Raw genomic sequence first — 18063 nt, 5'->3', positions numbered from 1 at the left:
ACCTCCGCGCGCAACCCCGGCCGACCCGCCCACGCCCGCGCGCGTCGGGCGTGGGCGGGCGATTCAGGACGCGAAGTGCGCGGTCGCCATCTGTTTCCACTGCTCGAGCAGCTGCTCCCGGCGGCGCGGATCGCCGCCCAGTTCGGCGTCGAGCGCCAGTCCACGCGTGAGGTTCACGGTCATCCAGAACAGCGACTGCGCCTTGTCCTCGGGCAGATCGCCCGAGACCGACGTCAACAGCTCGAGCGCCGACCGCGCCAGTGCCCGGTCGACCGGGCGCATCGCCGCACGCAGTTCCGGATCGGTGCGCGCAGCGATCCACAGCTCCATCGCCGCGGTCGCGAGGGTGCCGGAGTAGGAGTTCCACAACAGGTCGATCGCCGCCGCGATGCGCTCCGGACCGTCGGGCAGCTGCCGCACGTCCGGCGCACCCCGCTCCTGGATGCGTGTGGTCAGGTGCTCGACGGCCGTGGCCATCAGCTCCGACTTCGACGCGAAGTGGTGCTGCACGGCGCCCTTCGACACCCCGGCCCGCGCGCAGATCTCCTGCATCGACGTCCGCGGGTAGCCCAGCTCGACGAGACAGTCGATCGTCGCGTCCAGGAGGGCGCCGCGGGTGTGCGCACGGCGCTGGGCCTGTGTTCGATGCGCCTGCGCTCGGGGCGCCTGGGCGCGGTGGTCGTGGGCGCGTGGGGTGGTCGGCACGGTCGATCCCTTTACCGGCTCGGGCGGCGGGTTGTAGATTCCGACCGGAACTTACATACCGGCTGGAATGTTTTCCACCCGGCGTTCGCCGGACCGCGCGCCAACAGTGCTGTTGATGAGGAGGCCACCCGTGCCGTTGCAGTTGCCCAGGAGTTCGTGGCTGACCGAGGAGCTCGACGACTTTCGCGGGCTCGCGCGTCGTTCTGCGAGAAGGAGCTCGTCCCGCACCAGGAGCGGTTCGTCGAGAACAAGCAGATCGACCGCGAGGTGTGGACCAAGGCCGGTGAGGTCGGCCTGCTGTGCCTGTCCATTCCCGAGGCCTACGGCGGGGGCGGTGGCACGTTCGCCCACGAGACGGTGCTCTACGAGGAGCAGGCCCGCAGCGGCGACAGCGCGTGGGGCGTGTCGGTGCACAACGGCATCGTCGCCCACTACGTGCTCGCCTACGCCGACGAGGAGCGCAAGAAGGAGTGGCTGCCCAAGCTCGCCGGCGGCGAGTGGATCGGCGCCATCTGCATGACCGAACCGGGCACGGGGTCGGACCTGCAGGGCATCACGACCCGCGCCGTGCGTGACGGCGACGAGTACGTCATCACCGGCGCGAAGACCTTCATCACCAACGGTGCGATGGCCGACTTCGCCATCGTCGCCTGCAAGACCGACCCGGACGCCGGCGCCAAGGGCATCTCGCTGATCGGCGTGCCGACCTCGGCGGCGGGCTTCCGCCGGGGCCGCACGCTCGACAAGATCGGCCTGAAGGGTCAGGACACCGCCGAGCTGTTCTTCGACGACGTCCGCGTGCCCGCGACGAACCTGCTCGGCAGCCAGGAGGGCGAGGGGTTCATCCAACTCATGCAACAGCTGCCGCAGGAGCGGCTGCTGATCGCGATCACCGCGGTGGCCGGGATGGAGGCCGTCGTCGAGCAGACCATCGCCTACACCCACGAGCGCCATGCGTTCGGTAGGCCGCTCTCGTCGTTCCAGAACACGAAGTACAAGCTCGCCGAGGCCGCGACCGAGGTCGCCGTGTCGCGCGCGTTCCTCGACCAGTGCGTCGAACGGCACCTGCGCGGCGAGCTCGACGTGCAGGGCGCGGCGATGGCGAAGCTGTGGACGACCGAGCGCGCCAACCGCGTGGTCGACGACTGCGTCCAGCTCTTCGGCGGCTACGGCTACATGACCGAGTACCCCGTGGCGAGGGCGTGGACCGACATGCGCATCTCGCGGATCTTCGGCGGGACCAGCGAGATCATGAAGGACATCATCTCCAGGACCCTGTAGCCGGCGGGCGCGGGCACCCCGCTCGGCGGCCTGTTACGCGGGGTGTGCCGGGCGGCGTGTCGCTGCGCCCGTCGCCGGGTCGGCGGGCCTACGCTGGCCCGGCTGGACGACGATGTCCGGACACGGTCTGTAACACCGGCTACGCCATTCGTGCGGGAAGCAGTATGCTCGCCCCTCGGATGTCGACGTTGCTGTTGAATGGGCCCTGAGGCGTCCCGGGCACGGGGCGGACAGGGTTGGTACGACACGGGCACCATGCACCGGTCCCTGTGGCGGACCGGGGTCCGAACACTCGGGTACGTCCGACGAAAAGAATGGGGTGGAGCCATGTCACCGGGACTGAAGAAAATCCTCATCTTCGGTGTCGTCGCTCTCGTCCTCTTCCTGTTGATCACCAGGCCGACCGAGTCCGCCGACGCCGTGCAGACCGCGCTGAGCTGGCTCCGAGAAGGTGCCGAAGCGATCGTGACGTTCGTCCAGAGTTTGTTTTCCTGACGGTTACGCCGTCGTGTCCACGTAGTAGAAGATCGGGTTCCCCGGAGTCGAAAAGGCGACTCCGGGGAAACGTCGCGTTCCCTACTTTGTAGTGATCACTGAGCGTGTGTTCCGCCCGTTTCAACCCCATTGACTGGACCATATGGGTGGATTCCGGGGCTTAAAGCGCAGGTCAACGAATCCGTCGCCGAGAGGGTCTGGCGCGGAGCCGAGTGGCTCTCCTACGGTGCTCACATTGCGTGATCGAGCCGATGCGGCGGCACGTTCGTCGGCCGGCCCGAACAGCTCGACAAGTCTTTCCGCCAGCGACTCCCAGTGCGTTGCAGAAGGAGGCAGGGATGCAGGATCCCGGCGTGGACGCGGTCATCCAGCAGTGGACCTCGGAACGCGAGCAGAGCGCCGAGGAGGTCGAGGCCAGAGAGATCGCCTCGTCCTGGCTCGCCGAGGCACCCCAGGCGGCACCGGGCATTCCCGGGCAGCGCGGAGCGACCGGTGCGGGCGCGTGGGCCGCGCTCGAGACCGCAGACACGACCTACCTGGACGCGATGCGTCAGCGTCTGCCGGACGCCCCGACGAGCTGCTCGTCGCCGCCGCAGGTTGGTGGCAGATGATCGGCGACGTGCGGGAGGCCGAGGCCTGGTGGGACGCCGGGATCAGCCCCCTCGACCAGCGCGCGCTCGACTACCGTGCCGCCGGTCTCACGCCGGACGACCTGGCCAAGTGGCTGGGCCCGCTCACCGTGCTGGAGCACCTCCGGCGCGGCAGCGCGCCCGCGTGGTGTGTCGCGCGGCTCGCGCGTCAGCGCCGCGACGCCGCCAGCTGAGATCCGCCCGGCGCGCCGGGCGCGTTCGCTTCCGGTCCGTAACGTTACGGTGAGCCCGTTCGTTGTTCTTACCGGTAAGGCCGGTACACGGAGGGGCAGGCGGTGCGCGCACGGGAGGCTCTGAGGGTCCTCGGACCCGTCGGCCCGGTGGCCATGCGGTTGATGGTCGTGGTGTTGGTCGTGGCGGTGGGTGCCGGCAGCGTGTGGTTCGTGGCCAGGGCCGCGACCCCGGAGGCCAGTCCCACGACGACCGACGTTCCCGCGATGGACGTCGAACCCGCGAGCGTCGCACCGGGATCGGCCGCACCGACCAACGAGGCCGGCGCCCCCGACGTTCCCAATGACGGCGCGAGCACCGGCGCCGGGGCTCCGCGCCAGCAGCCGGAGCAGGAGGGACCGGATTCCCTCGACGAGTGGGCCGCCGCGACGGCCGCGGCCACCGGCATCCCCGCCCGCGCGCTGAGCGCCTACGGGCACGCCGAACTGGCCCTGCGCGAGCACCAACCCGGATGCCAGGTCTCCTGGGCGACCCTGGCCGGCATCGGACGGGTCGAATCCGACCACGGCCGCTACGGCGGCGCGACACTCGGCGAGGACGGCCGGCCCTCCATCCCGATCATCGGCGTACCCCTCAACGGTGCTCCCGGCGTCCGCACCATCACCGACACCGACGGCGGCCGCCTCGACGGTGATCCGCACCACGACCGCGCCGTCGGCCCGATGCAGTTCATCCCCAGCACCTGGATGCGCTACGCCAGCGACGGCAACGGCGACGGCAACGCCGACCCGCAGCAGATCGACGACGCCGCCCTCACCGCCGCCCGCTACCTGTGCGTCGGCGGCCGCGACATGGCCAGCCCCGACGGTTGGTGGGCCGGCATCATGTCCTACAACAACTCCGTCGAGTACGCCCAGAAGGTGTTCGGTCTTGCCGACACCTACGCCGCGCAGGCCGCCGGCACCCGCGACTGACACCCCGTCCGCCATCGCGGCTCGAGGGGGCGCGTCGCGGCCAGGGCTGAAGTCCGAGTCACACCCGGTCGCCTGCTAGCGTCGGGAGGGTGAATCCCCGTTCCATCACCGCACGCGCCGTGGGCATCGGAGTGCTGTGCGTCGCGGCGATGGCGGTGTGTCTCGGCCTCGCGTGGTGGCAGTGGGACCGCTTCTCGTCCGCCGCGGGCAGCTACCAGAACCTGGGCTACGTGTTGCAGTGGCCGCTGTTCGGACTGTTCCCGCTTTTCATGGTGTGGCGATGGCACGTCCTCAGCCGGCGCCGCCCGGCCGAGGACGGTACCTCCGACGACACGGCATCCGCGGACATGACGGCCACCGAGACGGCACCGGAGGAGACGGCATCTCAGCCGGTGACCGCCGGGCGTGGGGAACCCGAGCGCCCGGGGCCGGCGCTCGCCGAGCAGGCGACGAGTGCGCCGGCGCCGCGCGAACCCGCGCCGGTGCGACGGTCGACGGGCAACCCGTTCGGACCGCGCAGCGGCGCCACTCACACGGCCACGCCGGGGGAGACCGGGACGGGCGAACCGGACGCCGGCGACACCCAACTCGCCGAATACAACCGCTATCTTGCCGATCTGTACGCACGTGACCAAGAGGTGAAGTGACGACATGGTGACGACCGACCGCGACGCCGACAACACGGGCGAGGGCGGGGCCGCCACGACCGCGACCACGACCACGACCGGCCAGGCCCCCGAAGGGCTGCGCGGACCGCTGAAGCGGTTCCGCATCGCCGCCTTCGCGACCGGCGTCGGCCTGCTGGGCATGCTCGTCGTGATGGTCATCCGCTACGGCTTCGGCAACGCCGCACCGTCGGCCGTGTACTCGCCGATCCACGGCGTGGTCTACATGTTCTACCTGGTGCTCGCCGTCGACCTGGCGCTCAAGGCCCGCTGGTCGGTGAAGGGCACCGTCGGCGTCCTGCTCGCCGGCTGCGTGCCGTTCCTGTCGTTCTGGGTCGAGCGCAAGGTCACCCAGCGCGTCATCGACGGCCGGAAGGTCTGACCGCCGCGCGGACCGCGTGCGGCGGCACGGCCGCGGCCCGCAACGTCTCCGCGTCGATCGACACCGGTCGGTAGCCCCGGCCGGTGTCGGCGATCGCCCGCAACCGTGCGGTCATGGCGGCCTGCGGGTCCTCGAGCGGTTCGCGGCGGCCGGACAGGAACGCCCACTCGTGCTCGTCCGAGCCGTGGTACACGGCCGTGCCGAACAGCTGCGTGAACCGCCGCCACGCCGCGACCAGCGTGTCGTTGCGCCACATCGTCGGACAGCCGCCCTGGCACGTCACGACGCCGCCCGGGGTGAGCACCTCGGAGCAGCGGCGCAGGAAATCGGCCTCGTACAACCGGTTGTGCTGGGCCTGTGGGTCGGCGCTCTCGTCGGGCAGATCGATCAACACGACGTCGTAGCGCACGCCCTGCTCCCACGCCTCGGCGAGGAAGTCCCACCCGTCGCGGTAGTGCACGCGCACGGTGCCCCCGTGCGCCTCGGCCGTGCGCAGTTCCTCACGCGTGTAGCCGTACGGCAGGTACTCCGCGCACAGCCGCACCGCCTCGGCATCGATGTCGACGTGGTCGACGACCGAGGCGCCGTGCCGGACGGCCATGTCACTGGCGACGCCCTCGCTCGACCCGATGATCAACACGCGGTCCACCCGGTCGGCGAGCAACAACGGCGGCACCGTCAGCGCCTCGTGGTAGACGAGCTGGGTGGCCTCGCTGCTTTGGCGTTCGTCGTCGCAGAACAGGGTCGTGCCGTGCGCGGTGCGGCCGATGAGCACATGCTGGAACTCGGTCCTGCGGTCCACGACCACGTCGTCGACCTGCCACACGCGGGCCATACCGTCCGACAGCGGTTCGGTGACGATGCGGCGAGCGGTGTCGTTCTTCTCCTGCGCGGTGCCTTCCGGCGGCCGGCCACGCCGGACGGACGTGACGACCGGTGGCGCGCCGCCCAGCGCCGCGCCCAGCAGCTCCACGGCGCGTGCGGGATCGGCCTGGTCCCCGCACGTGAAGACGTCGACGAACGCGGCGCCGATCTCCGGATAGGTGTGCACCGAGGCGTGTGACTCGGCCAGCATCGCCAGCACCGTGACGCCCTGTGGTTCGAACCGGTGCGCGATCACCTCCCGCACGGTCGCGCCCGCGCGGGTGAGCACATCGGCCAGCGTGTCGCGGAGGAAGGCCTCGTCGTCGAGCACCGCGGGGTCGACCCCGCGGTGCTCGGCCAGGACGTGCGTGCCTGAGAACACACCGATCACGCCGCTACCGGTGCGGTCAGTCGCCACGGGTGGCACCCCCTTCGTCGCTCTGCCCGTCGATGTCGTGCCCGTTGATGCAGTGGACGGGCAGGGGAGGGATGCCGTTGAACGCCACCGACGAGTAGCTCGCGGTGTAGGCCCCGGTGGCGAGGATGTCGACCCGGTCGCCGGCCCGCAACGACTCGGGCAGCCGGTACGGCGTGTGGAGGTAGAGCACGTCGTCACCGTCGCACGTCGGCCCGGCGATGATCACCGGCCCGTTCGCGTCGTCGGTGCGGGCGCCACTGTGGTCTCCGTCGCGGGGGACGGGTTCGAGGTGGTAGGCGATGGCCTCGTTCTCGGTCTCGGCGAGTCCGTTGTAGCGGCCTATGTCGAGGTAGACCCAGCGGTGTTCGTCGTCGGGGGCCTTCCGCGTCACGAGCACGACCTCGGCCCGGATCACCCCGGCCTCGGCGACGACCGCGCGACCGGGTTCGACGACGAGCTCGGGGGCGCCGGTGGGGAAGTGGTGGTCGACGGCGGCGCGGATCGCGCGGGCGTAGTCCGCCGGGGTCGGCGCCGCGTCGCGATAGGACGTGCCGAGGCCGCCACCGACGTTGATCCGGCGCAGCCGCAGACCCCGCACCGCCGTCGCCGCGAACACCTCGGCCGCGGCGGCGACGGCCGGATCCCACGCCGTGAGGTCGAGCTGCTGCGAGCCGACGTGGACGCTGACCCCCACCGGATCGAGGCCGAGCTCGGCCGCCCGCACCAGCAGGCGTGCCGCCTGCGTCGGTGCGCAGCCGAACTTGCGGCCGAAGGGGGTCACCGAGGCGGGCGCGTCGGTGAGCAGTCGCGCCGACACCTGTGCGCCGGGGGCGTGAGCCGCGATGTTGTCGAGGTCGCTGTCGGCCTCGCACGTGTACTCGGCCACGCCGGCCGAGTGGGCGTGGGCGATGTCGGCCGGCTTCTTCACGGTGTTGCCGTAGGACAGCCGCGCGCCGTCGGCGCCGGCGTCGAGGCAGAGGTCGATCTCGACGGGGCTCGCCACGTCGAACCACGCACCCTCGCGCGCGAGCGCCCGCAGGACGGCGGGCTCGGGGTTGGCCTTGACGGCGTACTGGACGCGGGTGTCCGGGAACGCGGCGGCAAGGCCGCGGTAGCGGTCGACGACCGTGGCGATGTCCACCACGAGGCACGGCGTGGGCGGGTCGTGCTCGGTGAGGAAGCGGTGCACGGCCCGGGGCGTTACCGGCGCGGGGACGGACGCGGACGTGGGGGTGGTCACGGTCCGAGGATCTCAGTGCCGGTGCGCCGGCACCCAGCGCGGTCCTGCCGGATGTGACATGCAACTTGAGACACCTCTTCGGGTGACAATGGTTCCCGGGTGGATGCTCTGAGTGGATTTGTGGCGGGATTGGCGAAAAACGGGCTGCCGGCATCTGCGGAACGTTCTCGGTGCGTTATTCATCGCCGGTTGAGTGGGTCCATTGAACGGCCGTCGACAACATTGTTCGACAATGCAGACTGTTGGTGGATTGCCAGCACATCTCCGTTGCATCCGGTGATCTATTTTTGTCACGCAACGGAGCAATCCGCTGGGTTTCGACCACGGTGAGCCACTGAACCGGGTGACGGCGCGACATGGCAGGTCCGGCGATGTTGCGGACCGTAGCAACCGCCGGCGGTCGTTACCGGGCGACGAGGCCGCCTGTCTCCGTGCTGAGCCGGGCGTCACGGTGTGCGTGATCACGAGGTCGGGTGGGGGTCGGCCACGCAGCGCCACCGAGTCGGGGCAGTGCGCCGTGAAGGTCGCAGATCGGTAACGCTACTAGATCGTGGACTCTTTGACTGCGAACCGTGGCTACCGGGTGGATCACGTGCCGCCGTTCGGGTGATGGGCAACCCCTGTTTGCGCCATGTGGGTGAAGCTTGACGGTGGGAACAGTGCGAATTCGGTGACCAAAAAACGGTCCGGAACCACCTTCCTGCCGGTTCGTGGCGCCGCCGGGTCGGGTGAATGGTCATTTGTGCTGGTCATCCAGTCGATATCGAGATCATTTGGTGACAACCCGTTTGGCTGTACGATTTCTGGCGCCCCGGCAAGCGAATCGAAAGCCACGTACGGGATCTGCCACCTCAAAGTGCAGATCGCAGCGCGCGGTTTGCGGCCGTAGCCCGACACGGACATCCGTGTCGGGGGCGTCCTTGGGGGAGGGCGCGAGCCGGGGCTGACGTGAACGACGGTGCCCGCTCCGGCCGGCTGTGCCGGTAGACCCTGCCGTCGTGCCGTGAGCGAGCCTGAGAGGGAGTCACGTACGTGACCGTTGCAGGAGAAGGCCGAGTGCCTGTGGGGCAACTCCTCGGTGAGGACGCCCCGAAGCCGTCCCCGTGGAAGGCTCTGGCGCGCTGGCGGGACTGGAAACTGCCCGCCAAGCTCGGAGCCGTCACGCTGATTCCCATCGTGATCGCGCTGGTGCTGGGCGGGCTGACGCTCAGCACGCAGCTCGACCGCGCCGAGCGCTACGACCAGGTCGCCGACCTGGCGCAGCTGAACGCCGCCTCGACCACGCTGCTCGACGCCCTGCAGCGCGAGCGCACCGAGACCGCGGCCGCCCTGACCAGTGGCACCGGTACCGACACCGACGACCTCGACGCGGTGCGCGGCGAGGTGGACGACGCCGTCGGCCCCGTGCAGATCGCGCTGGGGACCGCCTCGGCCGACCTGCCGGCGCTGGCCGAACCGCGCCAGCAGCTCAACGAGCAGCTCGACCGACTCGCGTCGCTGCGCGAGCGCATCGCGACCGGCCAGTTGGGCGCGATCGAGGCCATCTCGTCCTACTCGGTCATCACCTCGGCCGTGCTCACCACCGACGTCGCGGCCGTGTCCGGCATGGGCGACGACGCCATCGGCGGCACGCCGACCGCGCTGCACGACGTGCTCGTGGCCCGCGAGGAGGTGTCGGTCCAGCAGGCGCTCGTGTCCTACGGCATCGACCGCGGCGGGCTGGCTCCGAGCGAGTTCGACCAGCTGCGGACCTCGGGGGTGCGCCTGGAGGACCGGCTCGCCGAGTTCGGCACCGCCGCGACCGTGGCCCAGCGCAACTCCTTCAACGAGGCCGTCCGCGGCGAGGCCTTCGACAACCGCGAGCGGATGATGCGCGGTCTGCTGGCCGGGCAGGACGCCACCGCCGCCTTCGGCGACGTGGCCGGCCCGGAGTGGCAGGAATCCTCGAACGCCGTCTTCACGTCGATGGGCGAGTACGGTTCGCAGCTCGGCGGTGAGATCACCGCGACCGCCGACGACCGTGCCGGCGGTGCCCACGCGGGCATCGTGTGGCTGGCCGTGCTGTTCGTGCTGGCGCTCGCGCTGGCGGGCGTGGTGATCTTCGTGATCACCCGCCATCTGCTGCGCTCGCTGAACGTGCTGCGGACCTCGGCGCTCGACGTCGCGGACCGCGCGCTGCCCGAGGCCGTGCAGTCCATCCAGGACGGCCAGGCGCAGAACCCCGTGGTCCGGCCGGTGCCCGTCTCGACCGACGACGAGATCGGCCAGGTCGCCCGCGCCTTCGACGCCGTGCACAGTCAGGCGCTGCGGCTCGCGGTCGAGCAGGCGGGCATGCGGGCCGGCTACGCGGGCGTGTTCGTGAACCTCTCCCGCCGCAGTCAGAGCCTCGTGCAGCGCCAGCTGCAGCTCATCGAGCGGCTCGAACGGGACGAGGAGGACGCCGACCAGCTGGCCACGCTGTTCCAGCTCGACCACCTCGCGACCCGGATGCGCCGCAACAACGAGAACCTGATGGTGCTCTCCGGGGACGAGCCGAGCCGGCGTTCGGGCCGGCCGGTGAGCGTCACCGACGTGCTGCGCGCCGCCGTCTCGGAGATCGAGCAGTACCAGCGCGTCGCGGTGAACACGCCGCCGCAGGCCCGCATCGTCGGGTACGCGGCGGGCGACCTGGTTCGCCTGGTCGCCGAGCTGCTCGACAACGCCACCGCGTTTTCCGCACCCGAAACGCGCGTGACGGTGTCGAGCAGCCTCGCCGAGGACGGCAAGCTCCGGGTCGAGATCGTCGACCGCGGCATCGGCATGAACGAGGCCGAGCTCGAGGAGGCCAACGGCCGGCTCACCGACGTGGGCCAGATCGACATCGCCACCTCGCGGCGCATGGGCCTGTTCGTGGTCGGCCGCCTCGCCGGCCGGCACGGCTTCCAGGTGGAGCTGCAGGGCGGGCAGGGCATCCAGGGCGCTGGCGGCACCGCGGGCGTCACCGCGGTCGTGCAGGTGCCGTCCGAGGTCGTCACGGTCGACCACAGCGCACCCACCGAGCTCATGCCGACCCAGGCGCTGCAGGCGGCGGGCCCGACGACGCCCGCGGCGCCGACTCCGGGCACCGCAGGGCCGGCCGGATCGACCACGGTGGGCACCACCCGCAGCGGTCTGCCGCAGCGGGGCAGCCACGGCGCGTCCGTCCCGACCGCCTTCGCGCCATTGACGCAGGGCGGGGACGCGCCGTCGGAGAACGAGGTGTCCGGCACGGCCCTGTTCAGTCCGATCAGCACGGACGACCAGGGCGGCGGATCGTCGAACGGCACGGCCCAGAACGGCACCGCCCAGAACGGCACGGCCGCCAACGGGACGAGCCAGAACGGCACCGCCCAGAACGGGACCGGTCCGAACGGCACGGCACCGGCAGGGACCTCGTCGAACGACAGCGGCCCGGACCGGACCGGTGGCCTGGCCATCCCGCAACAGGGTGGACCCGCCGACGAGTCCGAGTCCGCCGAACCGGGGGACGAGGCCGGCACCAAGCCCTCGGGCCTGCCGCAGCGGCGGCCCGGTGCGAGCCGGAAGCCGCGTGGCGGCTCGGCGAGCACCGACGCCGGTCGGGACGGTGGACCGACCGGAGCGGCCGGAGAGGCAGCCGCCGCGCCGGCGCGGCGGACCCGGCGGGTACCGGCGGCGACATGAGCGGCAGTGCCCTGTTCGCGGCGCCCAACAGCGAGGTCACCGACTGGTGGAACGCCAAGACCTCGGAGAGCGCGAAGCAGGCGAGCGAGGCCGCCGGTGACGACACCGCGGCCACCTCGAGCTCGTCGACGTCCGGGGCGGGCACGCCGATCTTCAACGACACGTTGTCGGCGTGGTTCCGCAGCGAGAGCGACCCGGCGTCCGACCCGGGCTGGGGCGGGGCCGACCGCACCCGCCAGAACGCGGACGACGCGGCCAAGGCCGAACCGCAGGAGCAGACCGCCGCCGGACTGCCGCGGCGTCAGCGCGGCAAGAAGCTGATGCCGGGCAGCGCGAACGAGACCGGTCAGGGCGGTCGCGCCGCCCACGGCGTGAACGGGGTCGCCCACCCGCGGCCCGAGCCCGCGCCGCAGCCGCAGCGCGACCCATCCGACGTGCGCAGCCGCCTCAGCAGCTTCCAGCAGGGAGTCAGCCGAGGTCGGCGGCGCAAGCCGGAGCCCGAGGACACGACCGGGCAGACCGGGCAGCCTGCCACGGCCGACAGCGCGACGACGGCCGACGCGGCCACGACGTCGGAGGCCACTCCGAGGTCCGACACCTCGGCAAAGCCCGGGACGGCGACGCCCGACGCGACCCCGAAGCCCGAGACCGCGCCGAAGCCCGGAGCCACGGCGAAGGCCGACACACCGACGACGGCAGCGGGCCTCCCGCAGCGCCAGCGCAACCGTCGCCGCAAGCCCGAGCCGCAGGCAGTGGACTCGGCGGACTCGGCGGACTCGACGGACTCGACGGACTCGGCGGAGTCCACCGAGTCGACGGAGGCCGTGGATGCCTCGGAGTCGACCAAGGTCACGGCGGCCGAATCGACGGCTACCAAGGCCGACGACGAGGCGAAGACCACCGAGACCACCGAGACCACCGAGACGGTGGACACCTCGGAGTCGGAGGACTCCGCCGAGGCAAGTGCGACAGCCGCCACAGCCGAGACAGCCGGGACAGCCGGGATATCCGAGACATCAGCCTCGGTGGACACCGCGGACTCGCCGGAATCCTCGGACGGCTCGGAGAGTTGGACGTTCGCCTCCGACGAGCGGTGGCGAACGGTGCAGGCGGCGTCCGATGCGACGCCGTCCGGTTACACCCCGGCCGGATTGCCACGCCGCCAGCGTGGCCAGCAGTTGATGCCGGGCAGTGCGACGTCGACGGGCCCGGCTGGAAGCCGGCCGCGGCGAGAGCGTGACCCTGCCGACGTGCAGGGCAGGCTCAGCAGTTTCCAGCAGGGAATTCCCCGAGGTCGGCATCGGACCGCTCAGGCGAGCGACAGCAGTGAACAGAAAGTGGAGGGTGAATGACCGCGCCGGACCGGGCTCAGCCCCAACAGAACCAGTTCGGATGGCTGGTGAACGACTTCGCCGAGCGAGTGCCGGGTGTCGCGCACGCGGTCGTCGTGTCGGCGGATGGGCTGTTGCTCACCGCGTCGAACCGACTGCCGCTCGACCGTGCCGACCAGCTCGCGGCGGTCGCATCCGGCCTCATCAGCCTGACGCAAGGCGCTGCCCGATGCTTCGAGGCAGGCGCCGTGAACGAGACGGTCGTCGAGATGGAGCTCGGCATCATGGTGCTGATGTCCATCAGCGACGGTTCGTGCCTGGCCGTGCTGGCCGCGCCGAACTGCGACATCGGACAGGTGGCGTACGAGATGACGCTCCTCGTCGACCGGGTCGGGCAGATCCTCACCCCCGAGCTGCGTGCGCAGCTGCAGGGTGCGGGTGGGCCGCTGGTCGGCGGATCGGTGGGATGACCCAGTCGATGAGTACTGACTCCGGAACCGGGGGCGAGGAGCACGAGCGCGCAGTCGCTGACGTGCTCGACGGCTTCGCGCTCACGTCCGGATTGCGTCGTCGTCGGAAACGAGGGGGACGCAGGGACGAACCCGGCGACACCGGCACCGCCGAAGCGGGCGGTGCCGACACCAGCGCGGCCACCGCGAGCACCGACACCACCGTCGGCGCCGCAGCCGAGAACAACGCTGAGGACAGTCGGGGAGGACCGTCGTCCGCCGAGCCCGTGCCCACCGATGTGGTGTGGCCGGGTGAGGACGACCACAACCGGTCTACGACCGGAGAGGAGCAGTTCGTGTCGGCCGAAGCTATCCCCGTCGAACCGGTGGCGGAGCCGCCGTTCCCGGCAGAGGAAACCGGTTTCGTCCGTCCTTACGCCATCACCGGCGGCCGGACGAAATCCAACTATCCGCTGGAACTGGAAACGTTGATCTCCACCCGCGATGCCGCGGTGCTGCCGGTGCCCGACCAGGTCGAGCATCAGGTCATCATGGGAGAATGCCGTGCTCCACGTTCGGTGGCCGAGATCGCTGCGGTACTTCAGGTGCCGCTCGGAGTGGCGCGAGTGCTGATCAGCGATGCGGCGGACACGGGCTTGGTGACCGTGCACAGGACCGCATCGGGCAGCGAGAACGCCGAAGCGCATTTCATGTTGATGGAAAGGGTGTTGAGTGGACTCCGTCGGCTTTAAGGCACCGCGTCAGGCCGCGCCGAAGACGATGACCTCGGCGAAGATCGTCGTGGCCGGCGGCTTCGGTGCGGGCAAGACAACATTCGTCGGCTCGGTGTCCGAGATTGTGCCGCTGACGACCGAGGCGATGATGACGGACGCGAGTACCGGCATCGACGACCTCGCAGCGACCCCGAACAAGTCGACCACCACGGTGGCGATGGACTTCGGCCGGGTCTCGCTGGACGAGGACCTGATCCTCTACCTGTTCGGCACCCCCGGTCAGGAGCGGTTCTGGTTCATGTGGGACGACCTCGTCCGCGGAGCGATCGGTGCGGTCGTGCTGGCCGACACCCGTCGGCTCGCGGACTCGTTCGCCCCCATCGACTTCTTCGAGGACCGGGGTCTGCCGTACATCGTCGGCGTCAACACGTTCGACGGGGTGCTGCAGCACGACCTGAACGACGTGCGGGAAGCGCTGTCGATCGATCCGAGCATCCCGCTGGTGCGGTGCGACGCGCGCGAACGCGAGTCGACGAAGCGGACGCTGATCACCATGGTCGAGTACGCCATGCAGCAGTGGCTCGCGGTCCGGGGTGTGAACACGCCCAAGCCGGTCGGCTGACCCGCGACGGCCGGGCCGGCAGCGCGGGAGGAGGTCACCGCGCTGCCGGGAGAGACGGCCGTCACGGGACACGTCGCCGGCAGCGGGTGCGGCGCGTCTTGGAAATAGTAGGAAGTCCAAGTATTTTGGATCCATGACCACCGAGTTGCACCAGCCTGTGCACCCCGTCCGGTTCGTCACCGCCGCGAGCCTGTTCGACGGGCACGACGCCGCCATCAACATCATGCGGCGCATCCTGCAGTCGCAGGGCGCGAGGTGATCCACCTCGGGCACAACCGCTCCGTCGACGAGGTCGTCACCGCGGCCATCGCCGAGGACGTCCAGGGCGTGGCGATCAGTGCCTACCAGGGTGGGCACGTCGAGTACTTCACCTACCTCGTGGAGCTGCTCGCCGAACGCGGCGCGGGCCACGTGAAGGTGTTCGGCGGTGGCGGCGGCGTCATCGTGCCCGACGAGATCGAGCTGCTGCACTCGCGTGGGGTGGCGCGGGTCTTCTCGCCGGAGGACGGGCTCGAGCTGGGCCTGCCCGGCATGATCAACCATATGGTCCGGGAGTGCGACGTCGACCTCGCCGCGACCGCGGCGGGCGAGCTCGAGGCCCTGCTCGCCGGTGATGCGCGCACGCTGGCCCGGACGGTCACGCGGCTGCAGCAGGGCGTGCTGCAGCCGGAGTGGCGGGCCGGCATCGAGGAGGCTGCGCAGTCCAGGACGGTGCCGGTGCTGGGCATCACGGGCACGGGCGGATCGGGCAAGTCGTCGCTGACCGACGAACTCGTCCGGCGCTTCCGCGGTGACCAGGAGGACAAGCTGCGGATCGCGGTCCTTGCGGTCGACCCCACCCGCCGGCGCGGCGGCGGTGCCTTGCTCGGGGACCGGATCCGGATGAACAGCCTCACCGGCGACCAGGTGTTCTTCCGCTCGCTGGCCACCCGCACCACCAGCGGGGAGATCCCGCACGGACTCGACGAGGCCGTGCTGGCGTGCAAGGCGGCCGGCTTCGACCTCGTGATCGTCGAGACCCCCGGTATCGGCCAGGGTGACGCGGGCATCGTCGACCACGTCGACCACTCGCTGTACGTCATGACGCCGGAGTTCGGCGCGGCCTCGCAGCTCGAGAAGATCGACATGCTCGACTTCGCCGACGTCGTGGCCATCAACAAGTTCGAGCGCCGCGGGGCCGAGGACGCCCGGCGCGACGTCGCTCGGCAGCTCGTGCGCAACCGCGAGGCCTTCGGCGCCGACCCCGACGACATGCCGGTGTTCGGCACGAGCGCCGCGACGTTCAACGACGACGGTGTGACCGCGCTGTACCAGCACCTGCGCGATTTGCTCGCGACGGGCGGGCTGTCGGTGTCGGCGGGGGTGCTGCCCGCGGCCGAGGGCAAGGTGTCGACGAAGATCGCCACGGTCATCCCGCAGAACCGCGCCCGCTACCTCGCCGACATCGCCGAGACGGTGCGCAGCTATCACGCCGAGACCGAGCGGCAGGCCGACGCGGTGCGCCGGCGCGACCGCCTCGCCGCGACGCGGACCGAACTGGAGGCGGCCGGGGCGGACACGGCCACGCTCGACGAACTCGTGCGCGGCGCCGAGTCCGATGTGGACGCCAAGACCGGTGCGCTGCTCGAACGGTGGGCGGAGCTGTCCGAGGCCTACCGCGGTGAACGGTTGTCGTTCACGGTGCGGGACAAGGAGATCCACACCGAGCTGTGGCACGACACCCTGTCCGGCAGTCGGATCCCGCGTGTGGCGCTGCCGCGGTACAAGGATTCCGGTGAGCTCGTCTCGTTCCTGCGGCGCGAGAACCTGCCCGGCTATTTCCCGTACACGGCAGGAGTGTTCCCGTTCAAGCGGGACGGCGAGGACCCGGCGCGCATGTTCGCCGGCGAGGGCGACGCGTTTCGCACCAACCGGCGGTTCAAGTACCTGTCGGCCGATTCGGAGGCCAAGCGGCTCTCCACCGCCTTCGACTCGGTGACCCTCTACGGGTTCGACCCCGACACGCGGCCCGACATCTACGGCAAGGTCGGCACGTCCGGGGTGTCGATCGCGACGCTCGACGACATGAAGGCCCTCTACGACGGCTTCGACCTGACGGCGCCGACGACGTCGGTGTCGATGACGATCAACGGGCCCGCGCCGACGATTCTGGCGTTCTTCCTGAACACGGCGATCGACCAGCAGCTGGACGCCTTCCGCGAGGCCGAGGGGCGGGAGCCGAGCGCCGAGGAGGCCGGCGAGATCCGGACGCGTGCGCTGCAGCAGGTCCGCGGCACGGTGCAGGCCGACATCCTCAAGGAGGACCAGGGTCAGAACACGTGCATCTTCTCGACCGAGTTCAGCCTGCGGATGATGTCGGACATCCAGGAGTGGTTCATCGAACGCGGGGTGCGGAACTTCTACTCGGTGTCGATCTCCGGCTATCACATCGCCGAGGCCGGGGCGAACCCGATCTCGCAGCTCGCGTTCACCCTGGCGAACGGGTTCACCTACGTCGAGTCCTATGTGGCCAGGGGGATGGACATCGACGAGTTCGCCCCGAACCTGTCGTTCTTCTTCTCCAACGGCATGGACGCCGAGTACTCGGTGCTGGGCCGCGTGGCGCGGCGGATCTGGGCCGTGGCCATGCGCGAGCGGTACGGTGCGGGGGAGCGGTCGCAGAAGTTGAAGTACCACGTGCAGACCTCCGGGCGGTCGCTGCACGCGCAGGAGATGAACTTCAACGACATCCGCACCACGCTGCAGGCGTTGTGCGCGCTCTACGACAACGCGAACTCGTTGCACACCAACGCCTACGACGAGGCGATCACGACGCGACCGAGAGTTCGGTGCGCCGGGCCATGGCCATCCAGATGATCATCAACAAGGAATGGGGCCTGGCCAAGAACGAGAACCCGTTGCAGGGCTCGTTCATCATCGACGAGCTGACCGACCTCGTGGAGGAGGCGGTGCTCATCGAGTTCGAGCGCATCTCCGAACGCGGCGGCGTGTTGGGTGCGATGGAGACCGGGTACCAGCGCGGCAAGATCCAGGACGAGTCGATCACCTACGAACGGCTCAAGCACAGCGGTGAGCTGCCGATCGTGGGGGTGAACACCTTCCGGCACCCGGACGGGGACGAGGAGGAGACCGAGGTCGAACTCGCCAGGGCCACCGAGGAGGAGAAGCGCTCGCAGCTGACCAGGCTCGAGGACTTCCACAACCGGCACCACGCCGAGGCCCAGGAGGCGCTGCGGCGGCTGCGTGAGGCGGCCGCGCGCGGGGAGAACGTGTTCGCCGTCCTCATGGACGCCGCGCGGGTGTGCTCCCTGGGTCAGATCACCGACGCGTTCTTCGAGGTGGGCGGCCAGTACCGGCGAAGCGTGTGACGCACCCGGTGGGACGACGGCCGGGTACGTGGC

At 70.4% G+C, this 18063-nt stretch carries 13 protein-coding genes and 4 pseudogenes; 12 read left to right on the top strand and 5 right to left on the bottom strand.

The features are described 5' to 3' along the window. Positions 1-63 precede the first annotated feature (63 nt). Positions 64-705 carry a TetR/AcrR family transcriptional regulator gene (locus BJF85_RS16680; RefSeq protein WP_075848825.1) on the bottom strand — a complete coding sequence of 214 codons (642 nt, stop codon included), beginning with the start codon at positions 703-705 and terminating at the stop codon, positions 64-66. 130 nt (positions 706-835) lie between these two features. Between BJF85_RS16680 and BJF85_RS16675 the strand changes: the two are divergent. The 6 genes and pseudogenes from BJF85_RS16675 to BJF85_RS16655 all read left to right on the top strand — a co-directional run bounded on the left by BJF85_RS16675 (position 836) and on the right by BJF85_RS16655 (position 5323). Beyond that, a pseudogene (locus BJF85_RS16675) lies at positions 836-1986 on the top strand (acyl-CoA dehydrogenase family protein). A gap of 327 nt (positions 1987-2313) precedes the next feature. Continuing rightward, a complete protein-coding gene (locus BJF85_RS28495) occupies positions 2314-2481 on the top strand; it encodes a hypothetical protein (RefSeq protein WP_187346929.1) in 168 nt (55 codons plus the stop codon). Positions 2482-2819: 338 nt separating this feature from the next. Continuing rightward, a pseudogene (locus BJF85_RS16670) lies at positions 2820-3304 on the top strand (helix-turn-helix transcriptional regulator). A gap of 153 nt (positions 3305-3457) precedes the next feature. Continuing rightward, the gene (locus BJF85_RS16665) at positions 3458-4276 is read left to right on the top strand and encodes a lytic transglycosylase domain-containing protein (protein ID WP_075848845.1); all 819 of its coding nucleotides are present in this window, start codon (positions 3458-3460) and stop codon (positions 4274-4276) included. An 89-nt stretch (positions 4277-4365) separates the two neighbouring features. Then, on the top strand, positions 4366-4923 hold the full coding sequence (locus BJF85_RS16660) for a hypothetical protein (RefSeq protein ID WP_075848823.1): 558 nt from the start codon (positions 4366-4368) through the stop codon (positions 4921-4923). Positions 4924-4927: 4 nt separating this feature from the next. Next, on the top strand, positions 4928-5323 hold the full coding sequence (locus tag BJF85_RS16655) for a DUF3817 domain-containing protein (RefSeq protein WP_075848821.1): 396 nt from the start codon (positions 4928-4930) through the stop codon (positions 5321-5323). Here BJF85_RS16655 and BJF85_RS16650 read toward each other — a convergent pair. The 4 genes and pseudogenes from BJF85_RS16650 to BJF85_RS27405 form a co-directional block, all read right to left on the bottom strand. After that, entirely contained in the window at positions 5301-6158 is an 858-nt protein-coding gene (locus tag BJF85_RS16650) for a spermidine synthase (RefSeq protein ID WP_255375696.1), read from the bottom strand. The two genes, BJF85_RS16655 and BJF85_RS16650, sit on opposite strands and share 23 nt — an antisense overlap. Before the next feature lie 87 nt (positions 6159-6245). Beyond that, positions 6246-6569, bottom strand: a pseudogene (speD, locus tag BJF85_RS30315) (adenosylmethionine decarboxylase); the annotation flags it as partial. Positions 6570-6594: 25 nt separating this feature from the next. Beyond that, the gene (locus BJF85_RS16645) at positions 6595-7845 is read right to left on the bottom strand and encodes a type III PLP-dependent enzyme (protein WP_304442317.1); all 1251 of its coding nucleotides are present in this window, start codon (positions 7843-7845) and stop codon (positions 6595-6597) included. 588 nt (positions 7846-8433) lie between these two features. Next, entirely contained in the window at positions 8434-8679 is a 246-nt protein-coding gene (locus BJF85_RS27405) for a hypothetical protein (RefSeq protein ID WP_139320674.1), read from the bottom strand. 222 nt (positions 8680-8901) lie between these two features. Between BJF85_RS27405 and BJF85_RS30310 the strand changes: the two genes are divergently transcribed. From BJF85_RS30310 to icmF, 6 genes and pseudogenes are all read left to right on the top strand, one after another. Then, positions 8902-11526 carry a nitrate- and nitrite sensing domain-containing protein gene (locus BJF85_RS30310; RefSeq protein ID WP_255375695.1) on the top strand — a complete coding sequence of 875 codons (2625 nt, stop codon included), beginning with the start codon at positions 8902-8904 and terminating at the stop codon, positions 11524-11526. Further along, complete coding sequence (locus BJF85_RS30305; RefSeq protein ID WP_075848815.1) at positions 11523-12878, top strand: hypothetical protein; 1356 nt, start codon at positions 11523-11525, stop codon at positions 12876-12878. Before BJF85_RS30310 ends, BJF85_RS30305 begins: the two co-directional genes overlap by 4 nt. Further along, the gene (locus BJF85_RS16630; RefSeq protein WP_030533451.1) at positions 12875-13327 is read left to right on the top strand and encodes a roadblock/LC7 domain-containing protein; all 453 of its coding nucleotides are present in this window, start codon (positions 12875-12877) and stop codon (positions 13325-13327) included. The genes BJF85_RS30305 and BJF85_RS16630 overlap by 4 nt, the downstream gene beginning before the upstream one ends. Before the next feature lie 266 nt (positions 13328-13593). Next, entirely contained in the window at positions 13594-14058 is a 465-nt protein-coding gene (locus tag BJF85_RS16625) for a DUF742 domain-containing protein (protein WP_255375694.1), read from the top strand. Continuing rightward, positions 14039-14662, top strand: a complete 624-nt coding sequence (locus tag BJF85_RS16620) for an ATP/GTP-binding protein (RefSeq protein ID WP_075848813.1) — start codon at positions 14039-14041, stop codon at positions 14660-14662. Before BJF85_RS16625 ends, BJF85_RS16620 begins: the two co-directional genes overlap by 20 nt. Positions 14663-14795: 133 nt before the next feature. Further along, a pseudogene (gene icmF, locus BJF85_RS16615) lies at positions 14796-18030 on the top strand (fused isobutyryl-CoA mutase/GTPase IcmF). Positions 18031-18063 lie beyond the last annotated feature (33 nt).

The organism is Saccharomonospora sp. CUA-673, from assembly GCF_001942305.1.
In the GTDB taxonomy this organism is placed as follows: Bacteria; Actinomycetota; Actinomycetes; order Mycobacteriales; family Pseudonocardiaceae; genus Prauserella.
Note: the sequence above shows the minus strand (reverse complement) of the source record. Positions and strands in the feature narration are given on the sequence as shown.

Coding starts and splice junctions, on each gene's coding strand:
- BJF85_RS28495 (WP_187346929.1), top strand. CDS start 2,314: ATGTCACCGGGACTGAAGAAAATCCTCATCTTCGGTGTCGTCGCTCTC.
- BJF85_RS16665 (WP_075848845.1), top strand. CDS start 3,458: ATGCGGTTGATGGTCGTGGTGTTGGTCGTGGCGGTGGGTGCCGGCAGC.
- BJF85_RS16655 (WP_075848821.1), top strand. CDS start 4,928: ATGGTGACGACCGACCGCGACGCCGACAACACGGGCGAGGGCGGGGCC.
- BJF85_RS30305 (WP_075848815.1), top strand. CDS start 11,523: ATGAGCGGCAGTGCCCTGTTCGCGGCGCCCAACAGCGAGGTCACCGAC.
- BJF85_RS16630 (WP_030533451.1), top strand. CDS start 12,875: ATGACCGCGCCGGACCGGGCTCAGCCCCAACAGAACCAGTTCGGATGG.
- BJF85_RS16650 (WP_255375696.1), bottom strand. CDS start 6,158: ATGGCCCGCGTGTGGCAGGTCGACGACGTGGTCGTGGACCGCAGGACC.